The sequence below is a fragment of the Pseudomonas sp. CHM02 genome, assembly GCF_000612585.1.
Classification (GTDB): domain Bacteria; phylum Pseudomonadota; class Gammaproteobacteria; order Pseudomonadales; family Pseudomonadaceae; genus Aquipseudomonas.
In genome coordinates this window covers 122867-145667 of sequence record NZ_JFCA01000006.1, presented here as the reverse complement: position 1 = coordinate 145667, position 22801 = coordinate 122867, and the positions used below count along the sequence as shown (strand labels likewise).

The following is a 22801-nucleotide window of genomic DNA, read 5'->3' as shown; positions in this document are numbered from 1 at the left end:
TGCTTACTTTTGGGCCTTTCCAAAAGTGAGCCGCTGTAAGAGCGGAACCATAAGCGGCCGTTACCGCAACAACGGATATGTACTCATGGCCGGTTGCAAAAAAAAACATTACCAATACGAATAAAGCATCAAACAAATAATGAAATACAAGAATATTAGCTTATGCCCAAATAGCATTATATTTTTAAAATCCATTCCGTTATGTTTGAACTCAACAGCCTACCCCTGACCTTGGATGGTACCAATCGTGAATCGGATTCTGCGCTGCCGAGCGGGGTAATCACCCCCTAGCAGAATCGTTGGAAGGGAGTTCAACGTATGTTGCCAATTCAAACCCCGCACTCGCTCCACACCTAGTTCCTCATCGCCGAAACACCCCAGAAAAACCCGAGCACCGCGCCCACCCGCGTGATTGCCCGACTTCGCGATTTGGAAACACGGGAATGCATATGAAGCGAGCCTTACACCCAACCGCCACCCTGGCACTGGCCATCCTTGCCAACACCGCGCAAGCCCAGGACGACAGCACCCTGTCCACCGTCGTGGTCACCGGTAACCGCGGCGCCGAGCAGCGCACGGTCACCAGCAGCCCGGTGCCGATCGATGTGGTCAGCGCCAAGCAATTGCAGAACACCGGCAAGCCCGGCCTGATGGAAGCCTTGAGCGCGGTGATCCCGTCGTTGACCCTGCCGGAAAAAACCGGTTGGGACGCCAGCGGCATTGCCCGTGCCCCGAACCTGCGTGGCCTGAGCGCCGCCGAAGTGCTGGTGCTGGTCAACGGCAAGCGCCGTCACACGAGCGCCACCCTGAACATCAACGGCATCAACACCGGTGCGGCGCCGGCCGACCTGGACCTGATCCCCATCAGCGCCATCGACCACGTCGAAGTCCTGCGTGACGGCGCCGCTGCCCAATACGGCTCCGATGCCATCGCCGGGGTGATCAACGTGATCCTCAAGGCCGACACCAGCGGCACGTCGGTGACCAACGCCGGCCTGGGCTATGACGGCAAGAAGCAGACCGTGCAACAAAGCCTCAACAAGGGTTTCGAGATCGGCAACGGCGGCATCGTGCAACTGGCGCTCGACGCCCGCAGCCAGAACGACGACAACAAGGCCAGCGCCAACGGCTACACCTATGAGCAGGCCTATGGCCTGGCGGGCAAGTCCACGTACGGCGGCTACGGCACGCCCAAGACCAACCTGCTGACCCTGGGCTACAACGCCGAGCTGCCGATCGATGACAGCTTGAGCCTGTACTCCTTCACCACCTACTCCCACCGCAAGGCCGAGCAGGGTCAGAATTTCCGCCTGCCGACCATCACCAACACCATCACCACCGGGCCCAATGGCTACCCGTCGGGCTATACGCCGACCTGGTACATCGACGAGGATGATTTCCAGGCCGCGTTCGGTGGCAAGGGCACGGTCGGCGAGTGGGACTGGGACCTGTCCACCACCTACGGGCGCAACGAGGCGGAGCAGGGCACCACGCATAACCAGAACCCGTCTTTGGGTGAGGCCACACCGAATCACTTCACCTCCGGCACCTGGATCTCCACCGAGCTGACCACCAACCTCGACTTCAAGCGCGGCTTCGATATCGGCCTGCAAAAACCGCTGGACCTGAGCTACGGCTTCGAGCACCGGCGTGACACCTATGAGGTCCAGGCCGGTGACTACGCGTCCTATGCCAACGGCGGTTACTGCGTGGCGCCGGGCAATTGCGCGTCGTCCGGGGCACAGGTCACCAACGGCATTTCGCCAGATGAAGAAAGCAGCGCCTCGCGCAACAGCGTCGCCGGTTATGTCGACGTGGGCTTCAACCCGGTGCCGGACTGGTACGTCGGCACCGCGTTTCGCTACGAGCACTACAATCAGGGCGTCGGCGCCACCCGCAGCGGCAAGCTGACCACCCGTTACGACTTCACCCCCGAATTCGCCGTACGTGCCACGGTCAGCAATGGTTTCCGCGCGCCGTCCCTGGCCAACAGCCTGTTCAGTGCGCGCTCCACCACATACGGCGTGGTCGACGGTGTGTACCAGTCGATCAACTACGGCGTGCTGCCGGTCGGCTCGGCGGCGGCCAGGGCCCTGGGCGCCGAAGACCTCAAGCCGGAGCGTTCCACCAACTTCAGCCTCGGCTTCACCCTGACGCCCACCGATCGCCTGAGCTTCACCGCCGATGCCTACGTGATCAACCTGCGCGACCGCATCACCCTCACTGGCACCTTGCTCGGCCCCGAGATCACCCAGGTGCTGCAGAACAACGGCATCAACTCCACCTCCGGCGGCCAGTACTTCATCAACGGCGCCGACACCCGCACCAAAGGCCTGGACCTGGTCAGCAACTACAGCCAGGACCTCGGCCAGTACGGCGCGTTGAAGTGGACCGCGGCGTTCAACTGGAACCAGACCAGAATCCTCAACTACAAGGAGTCGACCAACATCCTCGGCACCTCCTACGAGTTGATGAACCGCGAGGCGCGCAACCTGATCACCGGCGTGCAGCCCAATACCAAGCTGATCCTGGGCGGCGACTGGAGCATCGACCGCTTCAACCTCAACCTGGCCCTGACGCGCTACGGCGCCTACAAGGAAGTGAATTCATCGGCCAATCGCGACCTGGACCGCATCTACAGCGCCAAATGGATCACCGATCTCGACCTTGGCTACAACCTCACCAAAGACCTGAACATCGCCGTCGGCGCCAAGAACCTGTTCGACATCTACCCCAAGAAACAAGGGGTGCCGAGCAGCACCATGGTCAGCAGCTACGGCGTCTATTCGCCCTACGGTTTTACCGGCGGGTATTACTACACCCGCTTGACCTATGCCTTCTGAGGCCGAGGAATACACCATGCCCATTGTCGCCAAATCCTATGACCTGATTGAACAGCCCGCCCCGGTGCGCCAGGCCCGCGTCTCCACGCCGATCAAGGCCCTGCAGGTGGTGCCCGCGCGGCATCCCTGGCGCTGGGCCGGGTCGATTTTCGCGGCGCTGGTGCTGCTGGCCATCGTGCATTCCCTGGCCACCAACCCGCGCTGGGAGTGGGGCGTGTTCGGCCAGTGGTTCTTCTCGCCGTCGGTGCTGCGTGGGCTGGGGCAGACGCTGTTGCTGACCCTGCTGAGCACGGTGTTCAGCATCATCCTTGGCACCGCGCTGGCGTTGGCGCGGCTGTCGGGCTCGCCGCTGCTGGCGGCGTTGGCCTGGGGCTATATCTGGTTTTTCCGCTCGATGCCGGCGCTGCTGGTGCTGATCATCCTCTACAACTTTGCCTACCTGTACGATCACATCGTGCTCGGCGTGCCGTTCACCAGCGTGGTGTTCGCCGAATGGTCGACCGTGGATGTGCTCAGCCAGTTCACCGTGGCCGTTTTGGGGTTGAGCCTGATGCAAGCGGCCTACGCGGCGGAGATCATCCGCGGCGGCCTGATCGGTGTCGACGCCGGCCAGCATGAAGCGGCGGCGGCCCTGGGATTGCCGGCTTCACGACGTATCTTCCGAATCATCCTGCCCCAGGCGCTGCGTTCGATCCTGCCGTCGGGGTTCAACGAAATCATCGGCCTGGTCAAGGGTACGTCCATCGTCTACGTGCTGGCCCTGCCCGAACTGTTCTACACCGTGCAGGTCATCTACAACCGCACCCAGGCGGTGATCCCGCTGCTCATTGTCGCCACCGTCTGGTACCTGATCATCACCACCGTGCTCACCAGCGCGCAGTACTACGTCGAACGCTACTTTGCGCGGGGCACCGCACGGGTGCTGCCGCCCACGCCGTTGCAGCGCGTGCGCGGTTGGCTGAAGGAGAAAACCCATGGGTGAAGCACGCGCCGGGCGCATCCAGATCCAGGGCGTGGGCAAGCGCTTTGGCAACCAGCAGGTGCTCAAGGACATCGACCTGACCATCGACCCGGGCAAGGTCACGGTGATCCTCGGGCCATCCGGCTCGGGCAAGTCCACCTTGCTGCGCACTATCAACCACCTGGAGAAAATCGACAGCGGGCATATCACCATCGACGGCGAATACGTCGGTTACCACCGCAAGGGTGACCTGCTCTACGAACTCAAGGAACGCGAAATCCTCAAGCGCCGCATCGACGTGGGTTTCGTGTTCCAGAACTTCAACCTGTTCCCGCACCTCACCGCCTGGGAAAACATCGCCGAAGCACCCCTGGCCCACAAACGCTGGAGCAAGGCCGAAGCCCAGGCCAAGGCGGCCGAGCTGCTGACCAAGGTCGGCCTGGCGGACAAGCTCGATGCCTACCCGCGCCAGCTCTCCGGCGGCCAGCAACAGCGCGTCGCCATTGCCCGCGCCCTGGCGCTGGACCCCAAAGTGCTGCTGTTCGATGAACCCACCTCGGCCCTCGACCCGGAACTGGTGGGCGAAGTGCTCGACGTGATCAAGGGCCTGACCCAACTGGGCGTGACCCTGGTGATCGTCACCCACGAGATCGGCTTTGCGCGTGAGGTGGCCGACCACGTGGTGTTCCTCTGCGACGGCCAGTTGATCGAAGAAGGCCCGCCCGAACAGATTTTCCGCCAACCCCGACATCCCCGCACCGTGGCTTTTCTCGGCAAGGTGCTTTAGTTCAAGGAGTGACTGCCCATGTTTATCCATACTGCCCGCGTGGCCCTGCTGACGCTTGCCGTCAGTACCGCGCAAACCGCCTTTGCCGTGCAACAGGTCGACCTCAGCCCCGATCGCCCGCGCATCCATGCGCCGCGTAACGACGCGGCCATCGCGCAGATCCCGCCGGGCTTCAAGTTCGCCCAGCCGGGCAAGTTCACCGTGGCGGTGTCCGGCGTGGCCGGGCCGCCGCTGGCGCTGCTGGCCAGCGATGACAAGACCACCATCGGCAGCGAGGCCGACACCGCGCAGCTGGTCGCCGACAGCCTCGGCCTGCAACTCAACGTGGTGCAGACCAGTTGGGAGGACTGGCCGCTGGGTGTCAGTTCGGGCAAGTACGACGCGGTGATCAGCAACGTCACTGTGACCGAGGCGCGCAAGAAGCGCTTCGACTTCGCCACCTACCGCCAGGATGTACTCGGGTTTTACGTGAAGAGCACCAGCAAGATCAGCGAGATCAAGCAGGCCAAGGACATCGCCGGGCTGAAGATCATCGTCGGCTCCGGCACCAACCAGGAAAAAGTCCTGCTGGCCTGGAACGACGCCAATGAAAAGGCCGGCCTCAAGCCCGCGTTGTTGCAGTACTTCGACGACCAGGCCGCTGCCCAGTTGGCCGTGCAGTCCGGGCGCAGCGACGCGCTGTTCGGGCCCAATTCGGTATACGCCTATTCGGCGGCAATCACCGGCGGTATCAAGCGCGTCGGTACGGTGAATGGTGGCTGGCCTTTGAAAGCCGACATCGCGGTGACCACGCGCAAGGACAATGGCCTGGTCAAGCCGATCCACACCGCCCTGGAAGGCGCGATTGCCGGCGGCCAATACGAACAGGTGCTGCAACGCTGGGGCCTGGATATCGAGCGCGTCGACAGGTCGCTGATCAACCCACCGGGCCTGCCGGATTAAGGAGCATCGAGCATGGGACTGACACGACGTGAAGCGCTGTCGAGCATCGCCGCAGTCGGCGGCGAGCAGGCAGTCAAGGATGCGCTGGCGGCATTGGGCCTGGGGCCGTCGTCGCACCGTCGGCCGCAACCGCTGAAACTCAAAAGCGGCCTGGGGCAGGGCACTCGCGTGCTGGTACTGGGCGCCGGGATCGCGGGGCTGGTCACCGCCCTGGAACTGACCCGTGCCGGGTTCGACGTGCAAGTGCTGGAAGCCCGTGAGCGGGTGGGTGGCCGCACCTGGACGATCCGCAACGGCGACCGCGTGGACTACAAGGATGGCCGCACACAAACCGCCGCGTTCGACCCTGGGCATTACTTCAACGCTGGCCCTGCGCGGATTCCCAGCCAGCACCGCACCCTCCTCGACTATTGCAGCGAACTGGGTGTGCCACTGGAGGTGCTGGTCAACAGCAGCCACGGCGCCCAGGTGCGGCCGGATGTGAGCAAGCCGGCGTTCACCGTCGGCCAAGCGATCAACGACGCGCGCGGGCACCTCTCCGGCTTGCTGGCCAAAGCCGTGCAGCGCGACGCCCTCGATGACGTGTTGAGCGCTGAAGAACGCACGCGGTTGCTGGCGTTCCTGCAGGTGTATGGCGACCTGTCGCAAGCGCTGGCCTTCGAGGGCACCCTGCGTTCCGGGCACCTGGATTCGCCTGCGCATCCGGGCGCATTGCCCGCCAGCCGCCGTCCGTTGGCGCTGGACCAATTGCTGCACCCGGAACTGTGGGGCGCGTTGCTGCACACTGAATTCCCGGAGTTCTCCGCCACCATGTTCCAGCCGGTCGGCGGTATGGACCGCATCACCGATGCCTTCTACCAGCGCGTCCGGGGCCATGTGCAACTGGGCGCCCAGGTGCGGCAGATCCGCCAGTTGGAAGGCGGCGTGGCGGTGACCTATCACGACGCGCTCAGCGACCGCGAACAGGTGGTACGCGCCGACTACCTGATCTCCACGTTGCCGCTGCCGTTGCTGGCCAAGCTCGACACCGACTTCAGCGACCCGATCAAGGCCGCCTTGCTCAGCACCCGCAGCGACCAGGCCACCAAAGTGGCGTGGCAGTCGCCGCGCTTCTGGGAAACCGACTACCGCACGTACGGCGGCCTGTCGTGGATCGAGCACCCGGCGCGCCTGCTGTGGTACCCGAGCAACGACCTCAACACCCGCGAAGGCCTGCTGGTAGCGGGTTACGTGACCGGCGAGGGCGCTGACGTCTTTGGCGCGCAACCGTTCGATAAGCAGTACGCCACCTCCAGGGAGGCGGTGGAGCTGTTGCATCCGGGCTACTCAAAACACCTGCGCAACCCGTTGGCGGTGTCCTGGGAACAGATCCCCTACAGCGAAGGCCCGTGGCTGCAACGTGAACACTTCCCGGCCGACGCCAGCGCCTTGCTCGAAGCAGGCCATGGCCGGGTGTATTTCGCCGGCGACGGCCTGGTGCAAAGCGGCGTGGGCATCTGGCAGGAATCGGCCGCCAACTCGGCGCGTCATGTGGTCGGGCAACTGGCCGAGCGGGTTACTCAACAACGGCAAAGCGCGGCACTGGCCGCCTCGTAAGGAGCATCATCATGAGCGACAGCATTCAACGTACCAGTGTCGGCGATTTCCCGATCTCGCAGACCGTTACCGTGCCGGCGTCTGCCAGCCTGATTTTCGTCAGCGGCACCTTGCCCGACCTGCACGACGCGAACGCACCGGCAGGCACGCCGGCGGCCTATGGCAATACCGAGGTGCAGACGGTTTCGGTATTCAACAAGCTGCGCAAGATCCTGCGTCAGCAAGACCTGGACCTGGGCGATATCGTGCAGTTGCGCGTATTCCTGGTCGGCGCCGAAGCAACCGGCGGCAAGCTCGATTTCGCCGGTTTGCAGGCGGGCTACACGCAGTTCTTCGGCACGCCGGAGCAGCCGAATAAACCGGCGCGCACGGCATTGCAGGTGGTGGCGTTGCCATTGCCCGGTGCATTGGTTGAAGTGGAGGCGATCGCGGCAAGAGCGGTGTGAGACTCATCGACGCTTTGCGATCACACCGCTCATGTATTGGTTCAGATCGCGCAAGTCGTTGACCCTCCACGCGAACGGCGCCAGTTTTACGCCGTTCTCTCGCAGAGTTCTTGGGATCAAGTCGCCATTGGGGCGAAGGATGATCGACGAGACAATAACGCCTGGATAATCATTCAGGCGTTTTTTGAACGTGGCAGTGGTCAGGTCGGGCGTGGGGGGATTGCTCTTATTGGCCAAGGGGCCTGTGCCTTTGATATCGGCGCCATGGCACATCGCACACCGCTGGGTAAACAGGGTTTTTCCGTTGGCGTTATCCGCTAGGGAGAGTGAGGGTTGAATCAGCGATAAAACGCTAAGCGAAGCGATAAGTACCCGTTTCATTTCCATATGACCTTGTTGTGTCAATCCGTTGTGGGCCGAGGGCACACGCTGATGTCGACGCGTTGAGATTGAGGGCTCGTCATTCTCCTTGTTTTGCCGGGACCGTGTCCAAAGTCGCTGCGGCGATCAGCACAGGGTACTGCTTGTTGTTATGCAGATGATGGATGTATTTTGTTTATTAAAATCAGCATTTTTAATAATTTGCATAGATCTACAAAGCCTTTCACAAGCCCCGCTTAGGGGTATTAAGGTCATACTCCACAGGCCAGCACCGCGGCCATCCACGGAGGAATACCTTGATGTCCACCTCACCTCGCCAACTCAAATTCGGCGCCATTCTCACCGGCGTCGGCACCGCACAAAACGAATGGTTGCACCCGCAGATTCCTGGCGACGCCAGTGTGGATATCGACTGGTACCGCGCCCAGGCACAACAGGCGGAAGCAGCCAAGTTCGACCTGGTGTTCATTGTCGACAGCCCCTACATCACACCGGACTCCGCGCCGCACTTCCTCAACCGCCTGGAGCCGTTGACACTGCTCTCGGCCATCGCCGGTGCCACGTCGAAGATCGGCCTGGTGGCGACCCTCACCACGTCCTACACCGAACCCTTCAACGTCGCGCGGCAGTTCGCGTCCCTGGACCATATCAGTGGTGGTCGCGCCGGTTGGAACGTGGTCACCACTGGCCTTGAAGGTGCTGCCGGCAATTTTGGGCGTGAGCAGCATATCGACCACACCGAGCGCTATCGCCGGGCAGCCGAGCACCTGGAGGTGGTGCAGGGGTTGTGGGATTCCTACGAAGACGACGCTTTTGTGCGTGACAAGCAGAACAAGGTGTTCCTCGACCCGCAACGCCAACACCGCATCGATCACCACGGCGAGTTTTTCTCTGTCACCGGGCCGCTGAATATTGCCCGTTCGGCCCAGGGCCAGCCGGTGATTTTCCAGGCGGGGATTTCAGAGTCCGGGCGCAGCCTGGCGGCGAATTATGCCGAAGGAATTTTTGCCGGCGTGGGCAATTTCGAAGACGCCCAGGCGTACTACCGCGACATCAAGCAACGCACGGCCGCCGCTGGACGCAACCCTGATCACGTGACCATCCTGCCCGGCATTTCGCCGATCATTGCCGACACTGACGAGCAGGCCCAGGCCATCGACCGCGAGCGCAATGGCGAGCTGGATCTGGGCAAGGCGCTGGTGCAATTGGGGCGGCCGTTCAACTACCACGATTTCAGTCAGTATCCGTTGGACGAACCGTTCCCGGAACTGGGCGACCTAGGGAGTAACGGGTATCGCGGGCATGCGGAGAATATCAAGCAAGTCGCCCGTGATCAGGGGCTGACACTGCGTCAGGCGGCGTTGCGGTTTGCCAAGCCGTTTTCCAGTTTTGTCGGCTCGCCCAAGACGGTGGCGGATGAGATCGAGCGTTGGTTTGTCGAGGGCGCGGTGGATGGGTTCAATATCCACGTGGGCGCGCCGGATGATTTTGCGCGGTTTACTGATGAGGTGCTGCCGTTGTTGCGGGAGCGGGGGTTGTTTCGTCGTGAGTACAGTCACAGTACGTTGCGGGGGCATTTGGGGTTGCCGGTGCCAGTGAATCGGCATACGGCGGCGCGCGAGTCTACGAAGCGTGAGGTGTTGAGGGCTGTTGGGGCTTAGATGGTGTGTATATCCGTTGTTTGGGCAACGGTTGCTATGGGTTCCGCTCTCATAGCGACTTACCTTTGAACAGCGCAAAAGTAAGCATGGGCGGCTAACCCGGCGTCCTGCCGGCTTGCCGGCGAAAAACGCGAGGTCGCCGCGTTTATCCTGGTGCCCCGCGTCATCGTTAACGACCATCGCCGGCAAGCCAGCTCCTACAATGGGAGGTATCCGGCCGCCCCGGTTTCGCACCATGAAGACGCTTTTCTGTAGGAGCCGGCTTGCCGGCGAAAAACGCGAGGTCGCCGGGAGCATCCAGATGCCCCGCGTCATCGTTAACGATTATCGCTGGCAAGCCAGCTCCTACAGTGGATCGCCCTTGCCTTTGCTCTACACCACTCAGGCCGCCGTGCTTTTGATCTTGATCTTGATCTGAGGCGCCCCGTCAACCATGTGTCCGGTCCGTACAGCGCTCTTCCAAAAGTAACCCGCCGTAAGGGTGGAACCCATGTCAGCCATTTCCTAAATAACGGATATGACCCATCTCTCCCAAAACTAAAAGAAATGCAATTTACTGATCATCTACTGCGTTCATATTAAAAAAAGCTGATTATTAGCATATGACTACAAAGCCTTTTACAGACGTTTCTTAGACGAATACCTTTCAAGCCAGCGACAACACACTCGACCCGACCCCTCGCATGGTGGAGGTGAGCACCGACCAAACCCACCTGCGAGGGGCCCCTTGATCATGACGACCTGACCGTTTTTCCCGCCGCCACACCGTCCTTGCGTTTTCGTCGCCGGCCTGGCCGAGCCACGGTTTCGTTCGCCTAAAAAAAGATCAGGGTTTAACCGTATGAGTCATTCCGAGCTGTTCCCGCAAACCATCTACACCTTGCCCTACGACAACAATCGCCTGGCCCTGCGTGCCGTGCCCAGGCATGACGACCCCCTGCAGGAACGCCTGCACCGCAAACAACGCTTGGCCGCCGCCTATCGTCTGTTTGGTCGCTTGGGTTTCGAAGTGGGCGTAGCGGGACATTTCACCGCCCGGGACCCGGTGTACCCGGATCATTACTGGATCAACCCGCTGGGTGTGCCGTTCTCGCAGATCACCGTGTCCCATTTGCTGCGGGTTGATGGTCAAGGCCAGGTGGTGGAGGGCGAGGGCCTGCTGAACACCAGCGCCCTGGAATTGCACTACGACCTGCAAAAAAACCGGCCTGAGGTGGTCGGCATTGCCCATTTTCACGGCTTTCATGGCCGGGTCTGGTCGTCGTTGGGTCGCCTGTTCGACCCCATCACCGCCGAGTCCGGCGCCTTTTTGGGTGATCAGGTGATCTTCCCGCGCCACGCGCTGCGCACGGCCAGCGGTGCCTTGGAGCAAGACCGCAACATCGTCAGCCAGGCCTTCGTCGAAACCTTCGCCCAGCACAACCTGCTGGTCTGGCAGAACCACGGGCTGTGGGTCACCGGCGAGACCGTGGAAAGCGCCGCCTGGCGCTTCATCCTCGCCGAAGACACCGCCCGTGTGCACCTGCTGGCTCACTCGGCCGGAACGCCGCTGATTCCTGCACCGGACGCGTTGGAGGATGGCATCGACAAGGCGCGCCATGAGTTTTTCGCCTGGCTCAACTTCCTGCCGTTGTGGGACCAGATCCGCACCGAAGAACCCGACCTGCTCAACTGAGGCGCCCCCCATGCACTTCCTTTCTCGTCGGCGATTGCTGCTGGCCGGCGGCGTTCTTGCGGCCGGTTCTCTGCTGGGCCGTCAAGCCCAGGCCGCGGAGCCCCTGCGCGTGTGGCGCTACAAAGGCACGGCGGCGTCGTTCCTCGCCGACGCCGGCCAGGCGGACACGCCGTACCCGGTGGAGTGGGTGGACGTAAGCGGCGGCAACCTGGTGCTGGAAGCCTTGAGCAGCGGCCACCTGGACTACGCATTCATGAGCGAAATCCCGCCGATTTTTGCCTCGGTCGCCAAGGTGCCGATTGCGTTGGTGGCGCTGTATCAGGGCGACCAGAACGACACCCGCCTGGTGGTCAAAAAGGGCAGCGGGATCCGCACGGTCCAGGACCTCAAGGGCAAGACCATCAGCTACGTACGGGCCACCAACACTCACTATTTCGTGTTGAACCTGCTGCACCAGAACGGCCTGTCCCTGACTGACGTGACGGCCGTGCCGCTGCCGATGCAGGACGCGCTCACCGCGTTTCGCAACGGTCATGTGGATGCCATCGCCACCGGTGGCATCAGTGCCCTGCAAGCCACCAGCCAAATGGACGGCGAGCTGCTGGCGGACGTCAGCCGCTATTACTCCGGCAACTACGTGATTGCGACCACGCAACAGATATTGGCCAACCCTCAACGCCGCAGCCAGGTAGGCGATTTCTTGCGGCGTGAGCAAGCCACCTGGGCCTGGGTCAATGCCCATCCCGAACGCTGGGCCGAGCGCAGTGAAGCGCTGACCGGTATCGACCGCACCCTGTACCTGCGCCAGTTCCAGCAGCGTAGCCGGCCGGGCCGCCTGTTGGGCATCGACACCGACGCCATCCACTCCCAGCAGCAGGTGGCCGACCTGTTCTACCAAAACCATTTGATCAGCCAGAGCGTCGACGCACGATCGCTGTGGCGTGACGACTTCAACCCTATTCTGAACAGTTGACCTGCCATGAAACCCACTGCCTACCGTTCTACCTTGCAACTCGCCCCACTGGTATTCGCCGGCTTCACCTTGCTGCCAGCTTATGCCGCCAGCACCGATGACACCCTCGACACGGTGATCGTCACCGGTTCGCGCGGCAGCGAGGCGCGCACCGTCACCAGCAGCCCGGCGCCGATCGATGTGATCAGCGCCCAGCAGTTGGAAAAAACCGGGTCCAGCAGCCTGCGCACTGCCTTGCAGAAAACCCTGCCGTCGTTTTCCCAGCGCCCGTCGGGTACCTCCAACGACAGCATCGCACGGCCCTACAGCCTGCGCGGGCTCAATGGTTCCAACGTGCTGGTGCTGGTCAATGGCAAGCGCCGCCACAACAGCGCGGTGATCAACCTCGATTCCACCGCGGCCTACGGCACCAACCCGGTGGACCTGGACATGATCCCGGTGAGTGCCATCGACCATATCGAAGTGCTGCGCGACGGCGCTTCGGCGCAATACGGCTCGGATGCGATTGCCGGGGTGATCAACATCATCCTCAAGCAGAACGACAATGGCGGCTCGGTGAGCACCTCCTACGGCGAATACACCAAAGGCGACGGCGGCACCCTCCGCCAGACCTTGAACAATGGGTTCGCCTTGCCCAACGATGGTTTCTTCAACCTGTCGCTGGACGCCAAATCCCAGCAGACCGCCGTACGCGCACGGGACGCGACCGGCGCGTTCTACTACCGCCAGCCTGACGGTTCCGCCGACCCGCGCGAGGCCAACGACAAGGATGTGCAGAAAAACGGCCTGCCGAAGATCAAGGCGATCAACGTCGCCTATAACGCCGAATTGCCCCTGGACGATGTGACCCTGTATTCGTTCTCCACCCTCAGTCAGCGTGATGCACGGGGCGGGCAGAACTACCGGCGGCCGAACTCGACCAACATCATCCCGTCGATTTACCCCGACGGCACCGCGCCGTTCTACACCCTTCGCGAGACCGACTATCAGGTAGCGGCCGGTGGCAAAGGCAAAGTCGCCGAATGGAACTGGGACCTGAGCTCCACCTTCGGTCGCGACAAAGGCGTGGCCGGTGCGGATGAAACCCTCAACGCTTCCCTGGGCCCGTCGAGCCCCACGCACTTCACGACCTACACCAACTACTTTGACCAATGGACCAACAACCTCGACCTGACCCGCGCTTTTGACGTGGGCCTGAGCAAACCGCTGCAAGTCTCGGCGGGCCTCGAGCACCGTCACGAGCGTTACAAGACCGAGGCCGGTGACCCGCTGTCGTATATCAATGGCGGTTACGTCTACCCGAGTGGCCCGCTGGCCGGACAACCCGGTGCCGTGGGCGCCCAGGGTGCGATCACCCTGACCCCGGAAGACGAAGGCCAGGCCAGCCGCAACAGTTACGCCAGCTATGTCGACGTGGGCCTCAACCCCACCGAGAAGTTCTATGTGGGCGTGGCCGGACGCTTCGAGCATTACGACGACAGCTCGGGCAACACCAGCAGCGGCAAGCTCTCGCTGCGCTATGACTTCACCCCTGAATTCGCCCTGCGCGGCACCCTCAGCAACGGCTTCCGTGCGCCGTCGCTGTCGCAGTCGGTGTATGCGCAGACCGCCAACCAATACACCACCGTCAACGGTATCGCGCAGTTCGTCGAGGCCAAGTCGGTGCGCGTCGATTCGCCGCTGGCCCAGGCACTTGGCGCGGAAGACCTGAAGCCGGAGAAGTCGCGCAACATCAGCATCGGCTTTGCCTACAAGCCGGTGCCGGCAGCCAATATCACCCTGGATGCCTACCAGATCGAAATCAGTGACCGCATCGCCCAGACCGGTTTCCTGTTCGGCAGTGGCGTCGACCAGATCCTGCAGGCCAACGGTTACCGTCCCGGCTACCGGGTGAAGTACTTCACCAACGCCGCCGACACCACCACCCGTGGCATCGACCTGGTCACCGATTACCGCGTCGACTACGGCGCCCTCGGCACCGTCAAATATGGTTTGGCGGCCAACTACAACAAAACCACCATCGACAGCATCAAGTCGACACCGGCCGCGCTCACCGCCGTGGGCAGCAACCTGGTGCTGTTCGACCGCGTGGCCCAGGGTTACCTGACTGTCGCCAACCCCAAGACCAAGCTGATCCTCAGCGCCAACTGGAAGGTCGACAACTTCGACATCAACGCCTCCGTCAATCGCTACGACAAGGTCGTCGCCCGCGATGCCAACCCCCTCTATGACGTGACCTACGGCGCCAAATGGCTGACCGACCTGGAGGTGGCCTACAACCTGACCAAGGACCTCAACCTGGCGGTGGGCGCCAACAACATTCTCAACGTCAAGGCCGACAACAACGCTTTCCCCCAAGGCGATATCAACGGTTTTCCGAAGTTCGGCAGCATCTCGCCGTTCGATCCCTACGGCGCGTTCTGGTACACCCGCGCCACCTACAATTTCTGATGAGGACCCCGACATGAGCCAACAAGACCGACAACTATTGCTCGGCGCCTTCATCCCCAGCGCCGGCATCATGGGTTCTGCCTGGCGCCATCCGAGTGCTGCCAGCGACTCGTTCCGCGACTTCGAGCACTACCGCTGGATCGCGGAAAAACTCGAGTCCGTGCGGTTTCATGCGGTGTTCTTCAACGACACAGTGAATGTCGACCTCGACCCGCTCGCCCTGGCGCGCGGCCCCAACAGTGTGCGCTGGGACCCGCTGGTGCTGCTGCCGGCGCTGGCCCTGGCGACGCGGCATATCGGCCTGATCGCCACCGCCAGCACCACCTACAACGAGCCGTACAACATTGCGCGCAAGTTCGCCAATATCGACCACCTCAGCGGTGGCCGGGTGGGCTGGAACCTGGTGACGTCCCTGGGCGGCGGCGAGAATTTCAACCGCGACGACCACATCAGGCATGCCGACCGTTATGAGCGCGCCGAAGAGTTCTACGACGTGGTCACCGGCCTGTGGGACAGCTGGGCCGACGACGCGTTTATCCAGGACAAGGCCTCCGGGCAGTGGCTGGACACCGACAAGCTGCACGTGCTCAACCACCACGGCAAATACTTTCAGGTGCAGGGTCCGCTCAATGCTGCACGCCCGGTGCAGGGCTACCCGGTGATCGCCCAGGCGGGCTCTTCCGATGCCGGCAGGCGCCTTGCGGCGCGGGCCGGGGAGTTGATCTTCACCGCGCAGCACACGGTGGAGCAGGGTGTGGCGTTCTATCAGGAGATCAAGCACAGCGCCGCAGGCCTGGGGCGCAACCCCGAGCACCTGAAAGTGCTGCCGGGGGTGTCCACGGTGATCGGCCGCACCCAGGCCGAAGCCCAGGCCAAGTACGATCAATTGCAGGCGTTGCAGGACCCGAAAGCCTTTCTCAGTTCCATCTCGCGCTTCACCAGCCTGGGGTTCGACTTGTCGGAGTTACCGTTCGACTCGCTGGTGCCGCTGCCTCCCGAGCAGTTCGACACCAACACCCATAAGAGCCGGCAGAAACTGGTGTTCGACTTGATCCGCCGTGAACGCCCCACCGTGCGCGAGCTGTTCAACAAACTCACCGCCGGTGGGCATCGCGTTCTGATCGGCACGCCGGAAAGTGTCGCGGACGACTTCCAGGAATGGTTCGAAAGCGGCGCCGCCGATGGCTTCAACGTGATGTTCTCCGGGCTGCACCAGGGCATCGCGGACTTTGCCGACGGCGTGGTGCCGGAGTTGCAGCGTCGGGGCCTGTTCCGCCGTGAATACCAGGGCCAGACCCTGCGCGAGAACCTCGGCTTGCCGTATATCGCCAACCGTCACCAGGGGGCGCGTCCATGAAGCAGCTTTCAGTCGCGCTGCTGGCGCTGTTGCTGGCGGCGTGTGGCGCGCCGTCCGACAAAGTCGCCCAGGCCGATGCCGGCACACCCCGCAGCGGTGGCACGCTGCGTGTGGCGCTGGATGGCGACCCGCAATGTGTCGACCCGCAGCAGGCCGGTAACAATACCGCGCTGAATGTGGGCCGGCAGTTGGTGGATTCGCTGACCGACCAGGACCCGGTCACCGGCGCCATCGTGCCGTGGCTGGCCGAACGCTGGGAGGTGGACGCCGATTCGCGGCGCTTTACCTTCGTGCTGCGCCAGGGCGCGACGTTCAGTGACGGTGCGGCAGTGGATGCCGCGGCGGTCAAGGCCAACCTGGAGGCCATCGTTGCGCTCGGTGCGCGTTCGATCCTGGGCGCGACCTACCTGGCCGGGCTCAAGCGCATCGACACGCCGGACAACCACACCGTGGTCGTCGAGTTCGAACAACCCAATGCGCAGTTCCTGCAAGCCACCTCGACCATGACCCTGGGCTTATTGTCGCCGGCCAATCTGGCACTGTCCTCCGGCGACCGTTGCCAGGGCCAATTGGTCGGTTCGGGGCCGTTTGTGCTCAAGTCGTTTGTGCATAACCAGAAGGTCGCCCTCACACGTCGCGAGGATTACGCCTGGGGCTCGTCGCTGGCGGCGCACAAGGGCAAGGCCTGGCTGGACGCTATCGAGTTCCTGATCATCCCCGAGTCCGGCGTGCGCCTGGGCAGCCTGGCGTCCGGGCAGATCGAGGTGAATACCAGCGTGGCGCCGCAGGATGAACCAAGCATCGACAGCCAGGGTTTGGTCCTGCTGACCCGCGCCAACCCTGGCGTGGTGTTCAACCTGGCGCTGAACGAGTCGACGCCCTTGTTCGCCGACATCAAGGTGCGCCAGGCGCTGAGCAAGGCGATTGACCGCGCCGAGTTGCAGCGCATCATTTCGCGCTACCAGAAGCCGGCCACCGCGCTGCTCGCCACCAGCACGCCGCTGTATCGCGACCTGTCGAGCCTGTTGGCCTACGATCCCGAAGGCGCACGCAAATTATTGGATGAGGCGGGTTGGCAAGTGGGCGCCGATGGCGTGCGGGTCAAGGACGGCAAGCGCTTGTCGTTTCGCCTCGATTACTGGCAGCAGACGCCGATCCTGGAGCTGGTGCAGCAACAGTTGAAGGCGGTGGGCATCGACTTCCAGTTGAATAAATCCACCATCAGCCAGGTCACGGCGATCCAGGCCAGTGGGGACTTCAGTGTGCGCTTTCTCAACCTCACGCGTGCTGATCCGGACGTGTTGCGCACCGTGTATTACGCCCAGGGCTACAACATCAACAAGCGCGAGCCGAGCGACGTCGACCGCCTGTTGCGCGAGTCTTCCGAGACCCTCGACAGCGCCAGGCGCCAGGTATTGATCGACCAGGCCAGTGAGCTGTTGCTGCGCGACGGTCATGCGATCGCCCTGGTGGAACTGGCGACGGTACTCGCCCACGGCAAGCAGGTGCAGGGCCTGCACTACGAAGCGTCGTCGCGCCTGCAGTTCTTCGACACCTGGTTGCAGCCATGAAGGGCGCGGCGTTTTACCTGTTGGCCCGGGGCGGGCAGGCGTTGCTGGTGTTGTGGGCGGCGTTCAGCCTGTCGTTCGTGATTCTGTATGCGCTGCCCAGCGACCCGGTGAGTATCATGCTCAACCAGAACGGCGAGCAGACCACCGTCAATCAGCAGCAAGTGGCGGAGCTACGTGCGCAGTACCACCTCGACGAGCCGCTGGCAGTGCAGTACGGCATCGCGTTGTGGCATGCGATGCAGCTGGATTTTGGCGACTCGATCCAGAGTGGCCAGCCGGTGTCAGCGTCGTTGGCCGAGGCGTTGCCGAAGACGGCGGCGCTGGCGCTGGTGTCGTTGGCGGTGTCGCTGGTGCTGGGTGTAGGCCTGGCGTTGGTGGCGAGCCTGACGCGCCAGCGTTGGTTGCGGGATCTGCTGCTCGGGTTGCCGGCGGTGGCGGTGTCGCTGCCGACGTTCTGGGTTGGGCTGCTGCTGTTGCAGTGGTTTTCGTTCGGCTGGCACTGGTTCCCGGCGATGGGAAACCAAGGGCTGGCTTCCCTGGTACTGCCGACGCTCACATTGGCGATCCCCACCAGCGCGGTGATCGCCCAGGTGTTGTCCCGCTCCCTGGCCGCCACCTCGAGCCTGCCTTTTGTCGACGCTCTGCGTGCCAAGGGCATGAGCCCGCTGCGCGTGTTGCTGACCCATGTGCTGCATAACGCGGTGATCCCGATCCTCAGCTTGAGCGGGGTAATTGTCGGCTCGTTGCTGGCCGGTTCCGTGGTCACCGAAACCGTGTTCTCCCGCGAAGGTATCGGGCGCCTGGCCCAAGGCGCGGTCAGCAGCCAGGACATTCCGGTGGTGCAGGGCGTGGTGGTGTTGGCGGCGTTGATCTTCATCACCGTCAACCTGCTGGTGGACCTGCTGTACCCACTGCTTGACCCACGTATTCGCGGAGCCGCCCGATGAGCCTTGCCTTGACCGCCGTTTTGCCACGCCCGCGCTATTTCACCGTGCTGCGCCGGCGCCCGTTGTTGCCGCTGGGTGTGTTCGTGTTGCTGCTGGTGCTGGGTTGGGCGCTGTGTCCGCAGCTGTTCACGCATTTCGATCCCCTGCTGGGTGTGCCGGCCAATGCCTTGCAGGGGCCCTCCACGGCCCATTGGTTCGGTACCGATCACCTTGGCCGCGATCTCTACAGCCGCACCGTCTACGGCGCCGGGCTGTCGTTGCGCGCGACCTTGCTGGCGGTGTTGATCGCCCTGTTCAGCGGTATCGTCCTCGGTGTGCTGGCCGGATTCTTCGGGGGCTGGGTCGATGCGCTACTGATGCGTTGCGTGGAAGTACTGATGGCGATCCCTGCGCTGTTGCTGGCGATGGCGGTGATCACGGTGCTGGGATTTGGCACGGTGAATATCGCCCTGGCGGTGGGGTTGTCGTCGGTGGCGACCTTCGCGCGCCTGGTGCGTGGCGAAGTGCTGCGTTGGCGTGCGAGTACGTTTGTCGAGGCGGCTTCCGCCTGCGGTGTGGGCCCGTGGACCATCATCGCCCGGCATATCCTGCCCCACGCCAGCGCGCCGGTGTTGGCACTGGCCGCGCTGGAGTTCGGCAGCGCGGTGCTGGCGGTCTCGGCCCTGAGCTTTCTCGGCTTTGGCGCGCCGCCGCCGCAACCTGAATGGGGCTTGCTGGTGGCGGAAGGGCGCAACTACATGATCTCCGCCTGGTGGTACACCAGCCTGCCAGGCCTGGTGGTGGCGGCCGTGGTGGTATCGGCCAACCAACTGGCGCGTGCGTTGCAACAGGATCAAGGAACCACACGATGACAGAGCAGATTTTGCTGGAGGTGCACGACCTGCGCATTGCCTACCACGGCCGCGATGGGCGAACGGAGGGTGTGGCGGGTATCGACTTTCAACTCAAGGCCGGTGAGATCCTGGCGATTGTCGGCGAGTCCGGCTCGGGCAAATCCACCACTGCTGCGGCGCTGGTGGGACTGCTGGCGGCCAATGCGCAGATCGAATCCGGCAGCATTCGCCTGGCGGGCCAGGCGTTGACCCATGTCAGCGAGCGCCAATGGCAAAGTATTCGCGGGCGCAGCGTGGGCTTTGTGCCGCAGGACCCGGCGCTGTCCCTGGACCCGGTCAAGCGTATCGGCCAGCAACTCGTGGAGGCCCTGACCCTGCATGGCGTGCCCAAGCCGCTGGCGCGCCAGCGCAGCCTGGCGCTGCTACGTGAAGTCGGCCTGCAGGATGTCGAGCGCGTGGCGCGTGGCTATCCCCATCAACTTTCCGGAGGCATGCGCCAGCGCGTGCTGATCGCCATCGCCCTGGCCAACGACCCGCCGCTGGTGATCGCCGACGAACCCACCAGCGCGCTGGATGTGGGTGTGCAACGGCAGATTCTCGACCGCCTGCAAACCCTGGCCCGCGAGCGCGGCACAGCGGTGTTGCTGATTACCCACGATTTGGGTGTGGCGCTGGACCGAGCGGATCGGCTGCTGGTGATGCACCAGGGGCGCATCGTCGAAACCGGCGTCGCTCGTCGCGTGTTCGAAGCGCCACAGCACGCCTACACCCGGCAGCTTTTGCAGGCCGCGCCGAGCTTGCTGGTGCAACAGCGGCGACAAGTGAGTGCGGCGCGTGTCGATGCCACGCCCCTCTTGACGGTGCAGGGCCTGCGTAAGGATTTCTCAACCTGGCGTCACCCGGCGCCGTTGGCGGTGGACGACGTGTCTTTCCACCTGCCGCGCCATGGCACCACCAGCCTGGTGGGCGAGTCGGGGTCTGGCAAGTCGACCACGGCGCGGTTGATCCTCGGGTTGGAACAGTTGGACAGCGGTAGCGTGGTGTTCGATGGCCAGGACATCAGCCGGGTGTCGCGCCGCGAGTGGCTGGCGCTGCGGCGGCAGATCCAGGTGGTTTATCAGAATCCCTATGCGTCATTGAACCCACGGTTAAGCCTGGAGCAGATCATCAGCGAACCGCTGCAGGCGTTTGACCTGGGCGATGGCGCCTGGCGCCGACAGCGGGCGGCGACCTTGCTGGAACAGGTCGAGTTGCCGGCGCGGTTGTTGGGGAGCCGGCCGGTGGAGTTGTCCGGTGGGCAGCGACAGCGAGTGGCGATTGCGCGGGCGCTGGCGTTGGAGCCCCAGTTGCTGGTGCTGGATGAGGCGTTGTCGGCGTTGGACGCGTCGATCCAGGGACAGATCTTGAAGTTACTGGCCGAGCTGCAGGAGCGATTGGGGTTGAGCTATCTGTTTATTTCCCATGATCTGGCGGTGGTGAGGCAGATTTCCGATCATGTGGTGGTGATGCGCGCTGGGCAGGTGGTGGAACAGGGGGAGTGTGAGCGGGTGTTTACGGCGCCTGTGAGTGAGTATACGCAGGGGTTGCTGGCGGATATTCCGGGGCGGTTGCTGGCGGTTGGGTGATGGGATGCATCAGGTCGCCTTGGTTTGCACCCTGAATACGCCGTCCTTGCAGGAGCCGGCTGCCAGCGAAAAACGCGAGGTCGCCGGGAGCATCCAGATGCCCCGCGTCATCGTTAACGACCATCGCCGGCAAGCCAGCTCCTACAGTGGGAGGTATCGATGGATATTCACTCCATCAGGCCTCATGCACCACAGCACTGCCACTCTCCACCACAAACCCCTTCAACGTCGACACCGTAGCAGCCGGATCCAACCGATCCGAAATCGCCTGCATCTTCACCTCCAACCTCCCAGGCGTCAGGTCCAGCGACAGATACCCCCGCGGCCGACTGTCATAGAACCGGATCTGCGGATTCGCCGGCAATATCGACTGCACCGCCTCATAACTCGGCCCATTGGAGGTAATCGACGTACCCACAAACTCCGCCGCCACCAATGTCGAATCCGGATCCTCTGGCCGCTCATACAGATGGTTGGCCCAGAACGAATGGTAATCCCCACTCAACACCACCGGATTCGCTACCCGACTGTCGCGCAGGTTCTCGATCAGCCGCCCACGTGCTGCTTGAAACCCGTCCCAACTGTCGGTCCAGTAACGCGCACCATCGGTCCCCGGTCTGTCCGCCCGTAGCGGCGCCACCAGCAGGTCCTGGGCCAGCAGGTTCCAGCGGCTGTCGCTGCGGCGCAATCCGTCGTAGAGCCAACGCTCCTGCTCGAACCCCAGCAACGTGCGCGTGGGGTCGGCCAGGTCTGCGCAACTGCTCGACTCCATATGGCCCTTGCCGAAATTCGGTGCCTGGTAGCATGGTTGGCGTGAGCGATATTGGCGGCCATCGAGCACCGGGATTGCGGCGAGGTCGCCATAGGTGAAGCGCCGATAGATCCGTGGGCTGCCATTGCTGCCGATGGGTGGGCGGCGCAACGGCATGTTTTCCAGGAAGGCCTGGTACGCCGCCGCCCGGCGTTGCTGGAAGGCGGCGAGGGTGACCTTCGGGTCTCTGGAGGACACGCCGGAGTAATCGTCCTGTACCTCATGGTCATCCCAGGTGGCGATCCACGGCGCGGCGGCGTGCAGCTGTTGCAGGTCGGGGTCGGTCTTGTGCAGCGCGTAGCGGTATCGGTAGCCGGCCAGGTCAGTGGCTTCGGGCGCGCCGTAGGAGCGAGCCAGGCCGGGTGTGCCGGGGGCGTTGGTGTATTCGTAGATGTAGTCGCCGAGGAACAGCACCAGGTCGGGACGCTCGTTGGCCATGTGCCGATAGGCGCTGAACAGGCCGCGCTCGTAATGCGCGCAGGAGGCGACGCCCAGGCGCAGGTGATCGACCCTGGCATTCAGTGCCGGCAGGGTCAGCGCACGTCCGGTCGGCCCACGCTCGCCCAGGGCGATAAAGCGGTACCAGTATTCACGGGCCGGCTGCAGCCCGCGCAGCTCCACGTGCACGGCGTGTCCATTGATCGCCAGGGCCTGGGTGCGGCCGCGTTGGGCGATGCGTTGGAAGTGTTCATCCAGGCCGACTTCCCAGTCCACCGGGATGCTCGCGGGCAGTGTGTATTCGTTGCCGGGAAACAGCGGCAGCGTGCTCAGCCGCGTCCAGATCACAAAGCCATCGGGCCAGGGATCGCCACTGGCGACCCCCAGGGTAAATGGCGTGGGCACATTCGCCAGCGCACTGCCGTAACGCAACACCAGGGGGGCGACAGCCGCCCCGGCCAACAGGCGCAGGGCCTGGCGGCGGTTCAGATCGAAAGTCATGA

Annotated in this window: 18 protein-coding genes; 16 read left to right on the top strand and 2 right to left on the bottom strand. The window is 63.2% G+C overall.

Features of this window, described 5'->3' with window-relative positions:
• The first annotated feature begins 449 nt into the window (after positions 1-449).
• Genes BM70_RS0105000 through BM70_RS0104975 form a run of 6 tightly spaced genes read left to right on the top strand, consistent with a single transcriptional unit; the run spans position 450 to position 7575 of the window.
• Positions 450-2843: a TonB-dependent siderophore receptor gene (locus tag BM70_RS0105000; protein ID WP_025854983.1), complete on the top strand. Its 2394-nt coding sequence runs from the start codon at positions 450-452 to the stop codon at positions 2841-2843.
• Between the two features lie 16 nt (positions 2844-2859).
• Positions 2860-3825: an amino acid ABC transporter permease gene (locus BM70_RS0104995; RefSeq protein WP_025854982.1), complete on the top strand. Its 966-nt coding sequence runs from the start codon at positions 2860-2862 to the stop codon at positions 3823-3825.
• Entirely contained in the window at positions 3818-4591 is a 774-nt protein-coding gene (locus BM70_RS0104990) for an amino acid ABC transporter ATP-binding protein (protein ID WP_025854981.1), read from the top strand. The genes BM70_RS0104995 and BM70_RS0104990 overlap by 8 nt, the downstream gene beginning before the upstream one ends.
• Positions 4592-4609: 18 nt before the next feature.
• Entirely contained in the window at positions 4610-5533 is a 924-nt protein-coding gene (locus BM70_RS0104985) for an ABC transporter substrate-binding protein (protein WP_025854980.1), read from the top strand.
• A 12-nt stretch (positions 5534-5545) separates the two neighbouring features.
• Entirely contained in the window at positions 5546-7129 is a 1584-nt protein-coding gene (locus BM70_RS0104980) for an FAD-dependent oxidoreductase (RefSeq protein ID WP_025854979.1), read from the top strand.
• Between the two features lie 11 nt (positions 7130-7140).
• Positions 7141-7575 (top strand): RidA family protein, encoded by a 435-nt coding sequence (locus tag BM70_RS0104975; protein WP_025854978.1) that lies wholly within the window; start codon positions 7141-7143, stop codon positions 7573-7575.
• Between the two features lie 3 nt (positions 7576-7578).
• Here the strand turns inward: BM70_RS0104975 and BM70_RS0104970 are convergent, their stop codons facing one another.
• Positions 7579-7956, bottom strand: a complete 378-nt coding sequence (locus tag BM70_RS0104970; protein WP_025854977.1) for a c-type cytochrome — start codon at positions 7954-7956, stop codon at positions 7579-7581.
• A 299-nt stretch (positions 7957-8255) separates the two neighbouring features.
• On the opposite strand from BM70_RS0104970, the gene BM70_RS0104965 reads away from it, so the two are divergent.
• The 10 genes from BM70_RS0104965 to BM70_RS0104920 all read left to right on the top strand — a co-directional run bounded on the left by BM70_RS0104965 (position 8256) and on the right by BM70_RS0104920 (position 21049).
• Positions 8256-9617: an LLM class flavin-dependent oxidoreductase gene (locus BM70_RS0104965; protein WP_025854976.1), complete on the top strand. Its 1362-nt coding sequence runs from the start codon at positions 8256-8258 to the stop codon at positions 9615-9617.
• A 235-nt stretch (positions 9618-9852) separates the two neighbouring features.
• On the top strand, positions 9853-10035 hold the full coding sequence (locus tag BM70_RS0104960) for a hypothetical protein (protein WP_025854975.1): 183 nt from the start codon (positions 9853-9855) through the stop codon (positions 10033-10035).
• A gap of 423 nt (positions 10036-10458) precedes the next feature.
• A complete protein-coding gene (locus BM70_RS0104955) occupies positions 10459-11292 on the top strand; it encodes a class II aldolase/adducin family protein (RefSeq protein WP_025854974.1) in 834 nt (277 codons plus the stop codon).
• Positions 11293-11302: 10 nt separating this feature from the next.
• Positions 11303-12265: an ABC transporter substrate-binding protein gene (locus BM70_RS0104950; RefSeq protein WP_025854973.1), complete on the top strand. Its 963-nt coding sequence runs from the start codon at positions 11303-11305 to the stop codon at positions 12263-12265.
• A gap of 6 nt (positions 12266-12271) precedes the next feature.
• Positions 12272-14716 carry a TonB-dependent siderophore receptor gene (locus BM70_RS0104945; RefSeq protein ID WP_025854972.1) on the top strand — a complete coding sequence of 815 codons (2445 nt, stop codon included), beginning with the start codon at positions 12272-12274 and terminating at the stop codon, positions 14714-14716.
• 13 nt (positions 14717-14729) lie between these two features.
• Positions 14730-16073, top strand: a complete 1344-nt coding sequence (locus tag BM70_RS0104940) for an LLM class flavin-dependent oxidoreductase (protein ID WP_025854971.1) — start codon at positions 14730-14732, stop codon at positions 16071-16073.
• The gene (locus BM70_RS0104935) at positions 16070-17644 is read left to right on the top strand and encodes an ABC transporter substrate-binding protein (protein WP_025854970.1); all 1575 of its coding nucleotides are present in this window, start codon (positions 16070-16072) and stop codon (positions 17642-17644) included. The genes BM70_RS0104940 and BM70_RS0104935 overlap by 4 nt, the downstream gene beginning before the upstream one ends.
• Positions 17641-18591 carry an ABC transporter permease gene (locus BM70_RS0104930; RefSeq protein WP_025854969.1) on the top strand — a complete coding sequence of 317 codons (951 nt, stop codon included), beginning with the start codon at positions 17641-17643 and terminating at the stop codon, positions 18589-18591. Before BM70_RS0104935 ends, BM70_RS0104930 begins: the two co-directional genes overlap by 4 nt.
• Entirely contained in the window at positions 18588-19442 is an 855-nt protein-coding gene (locus tag BM70_RS0104925) for an ABC transporter permease (protein ID WP_155952120.1), read from the top strand. Before BM70_RS0104930 ends, BM70_RS0104925 begins: the two co-directional genes overlap by 4 nt.
• Positions 19439-21049 carry an ABC transporter ATP-binding protein gene (locus BM70_RS0104920; protein ID WP_025854967.1) on the top strand — a complete coding sequence of 537 codons (1611 nt, stop codon included), beginning with the start codon at positions 19439-19441 and terminating at the stop codon, positions 21047-21049. Before BM70_RS0104925 ends, BM70_RS0104920 begins: the two co-directional genes overlap by 4 nt.
• A 175-nt stretch (positions 21050-21224) precedes the next feature.
• On the opposite strand, the gene BM70_RS0104910 is transcribed toward BM70_RS0104920, so the two are convergent.
• A complete protein-coding gene (locus BM70_RS0104910; RefSeq protein WP_025854966.1) occupies positions 21225-22799 on the bottom strand; it encodes an alkaline phosphatase in 1575 nt (524 codons plus the stop codon).
• Positions 22800-22801 lie beyond the last annotated feature (2 nt).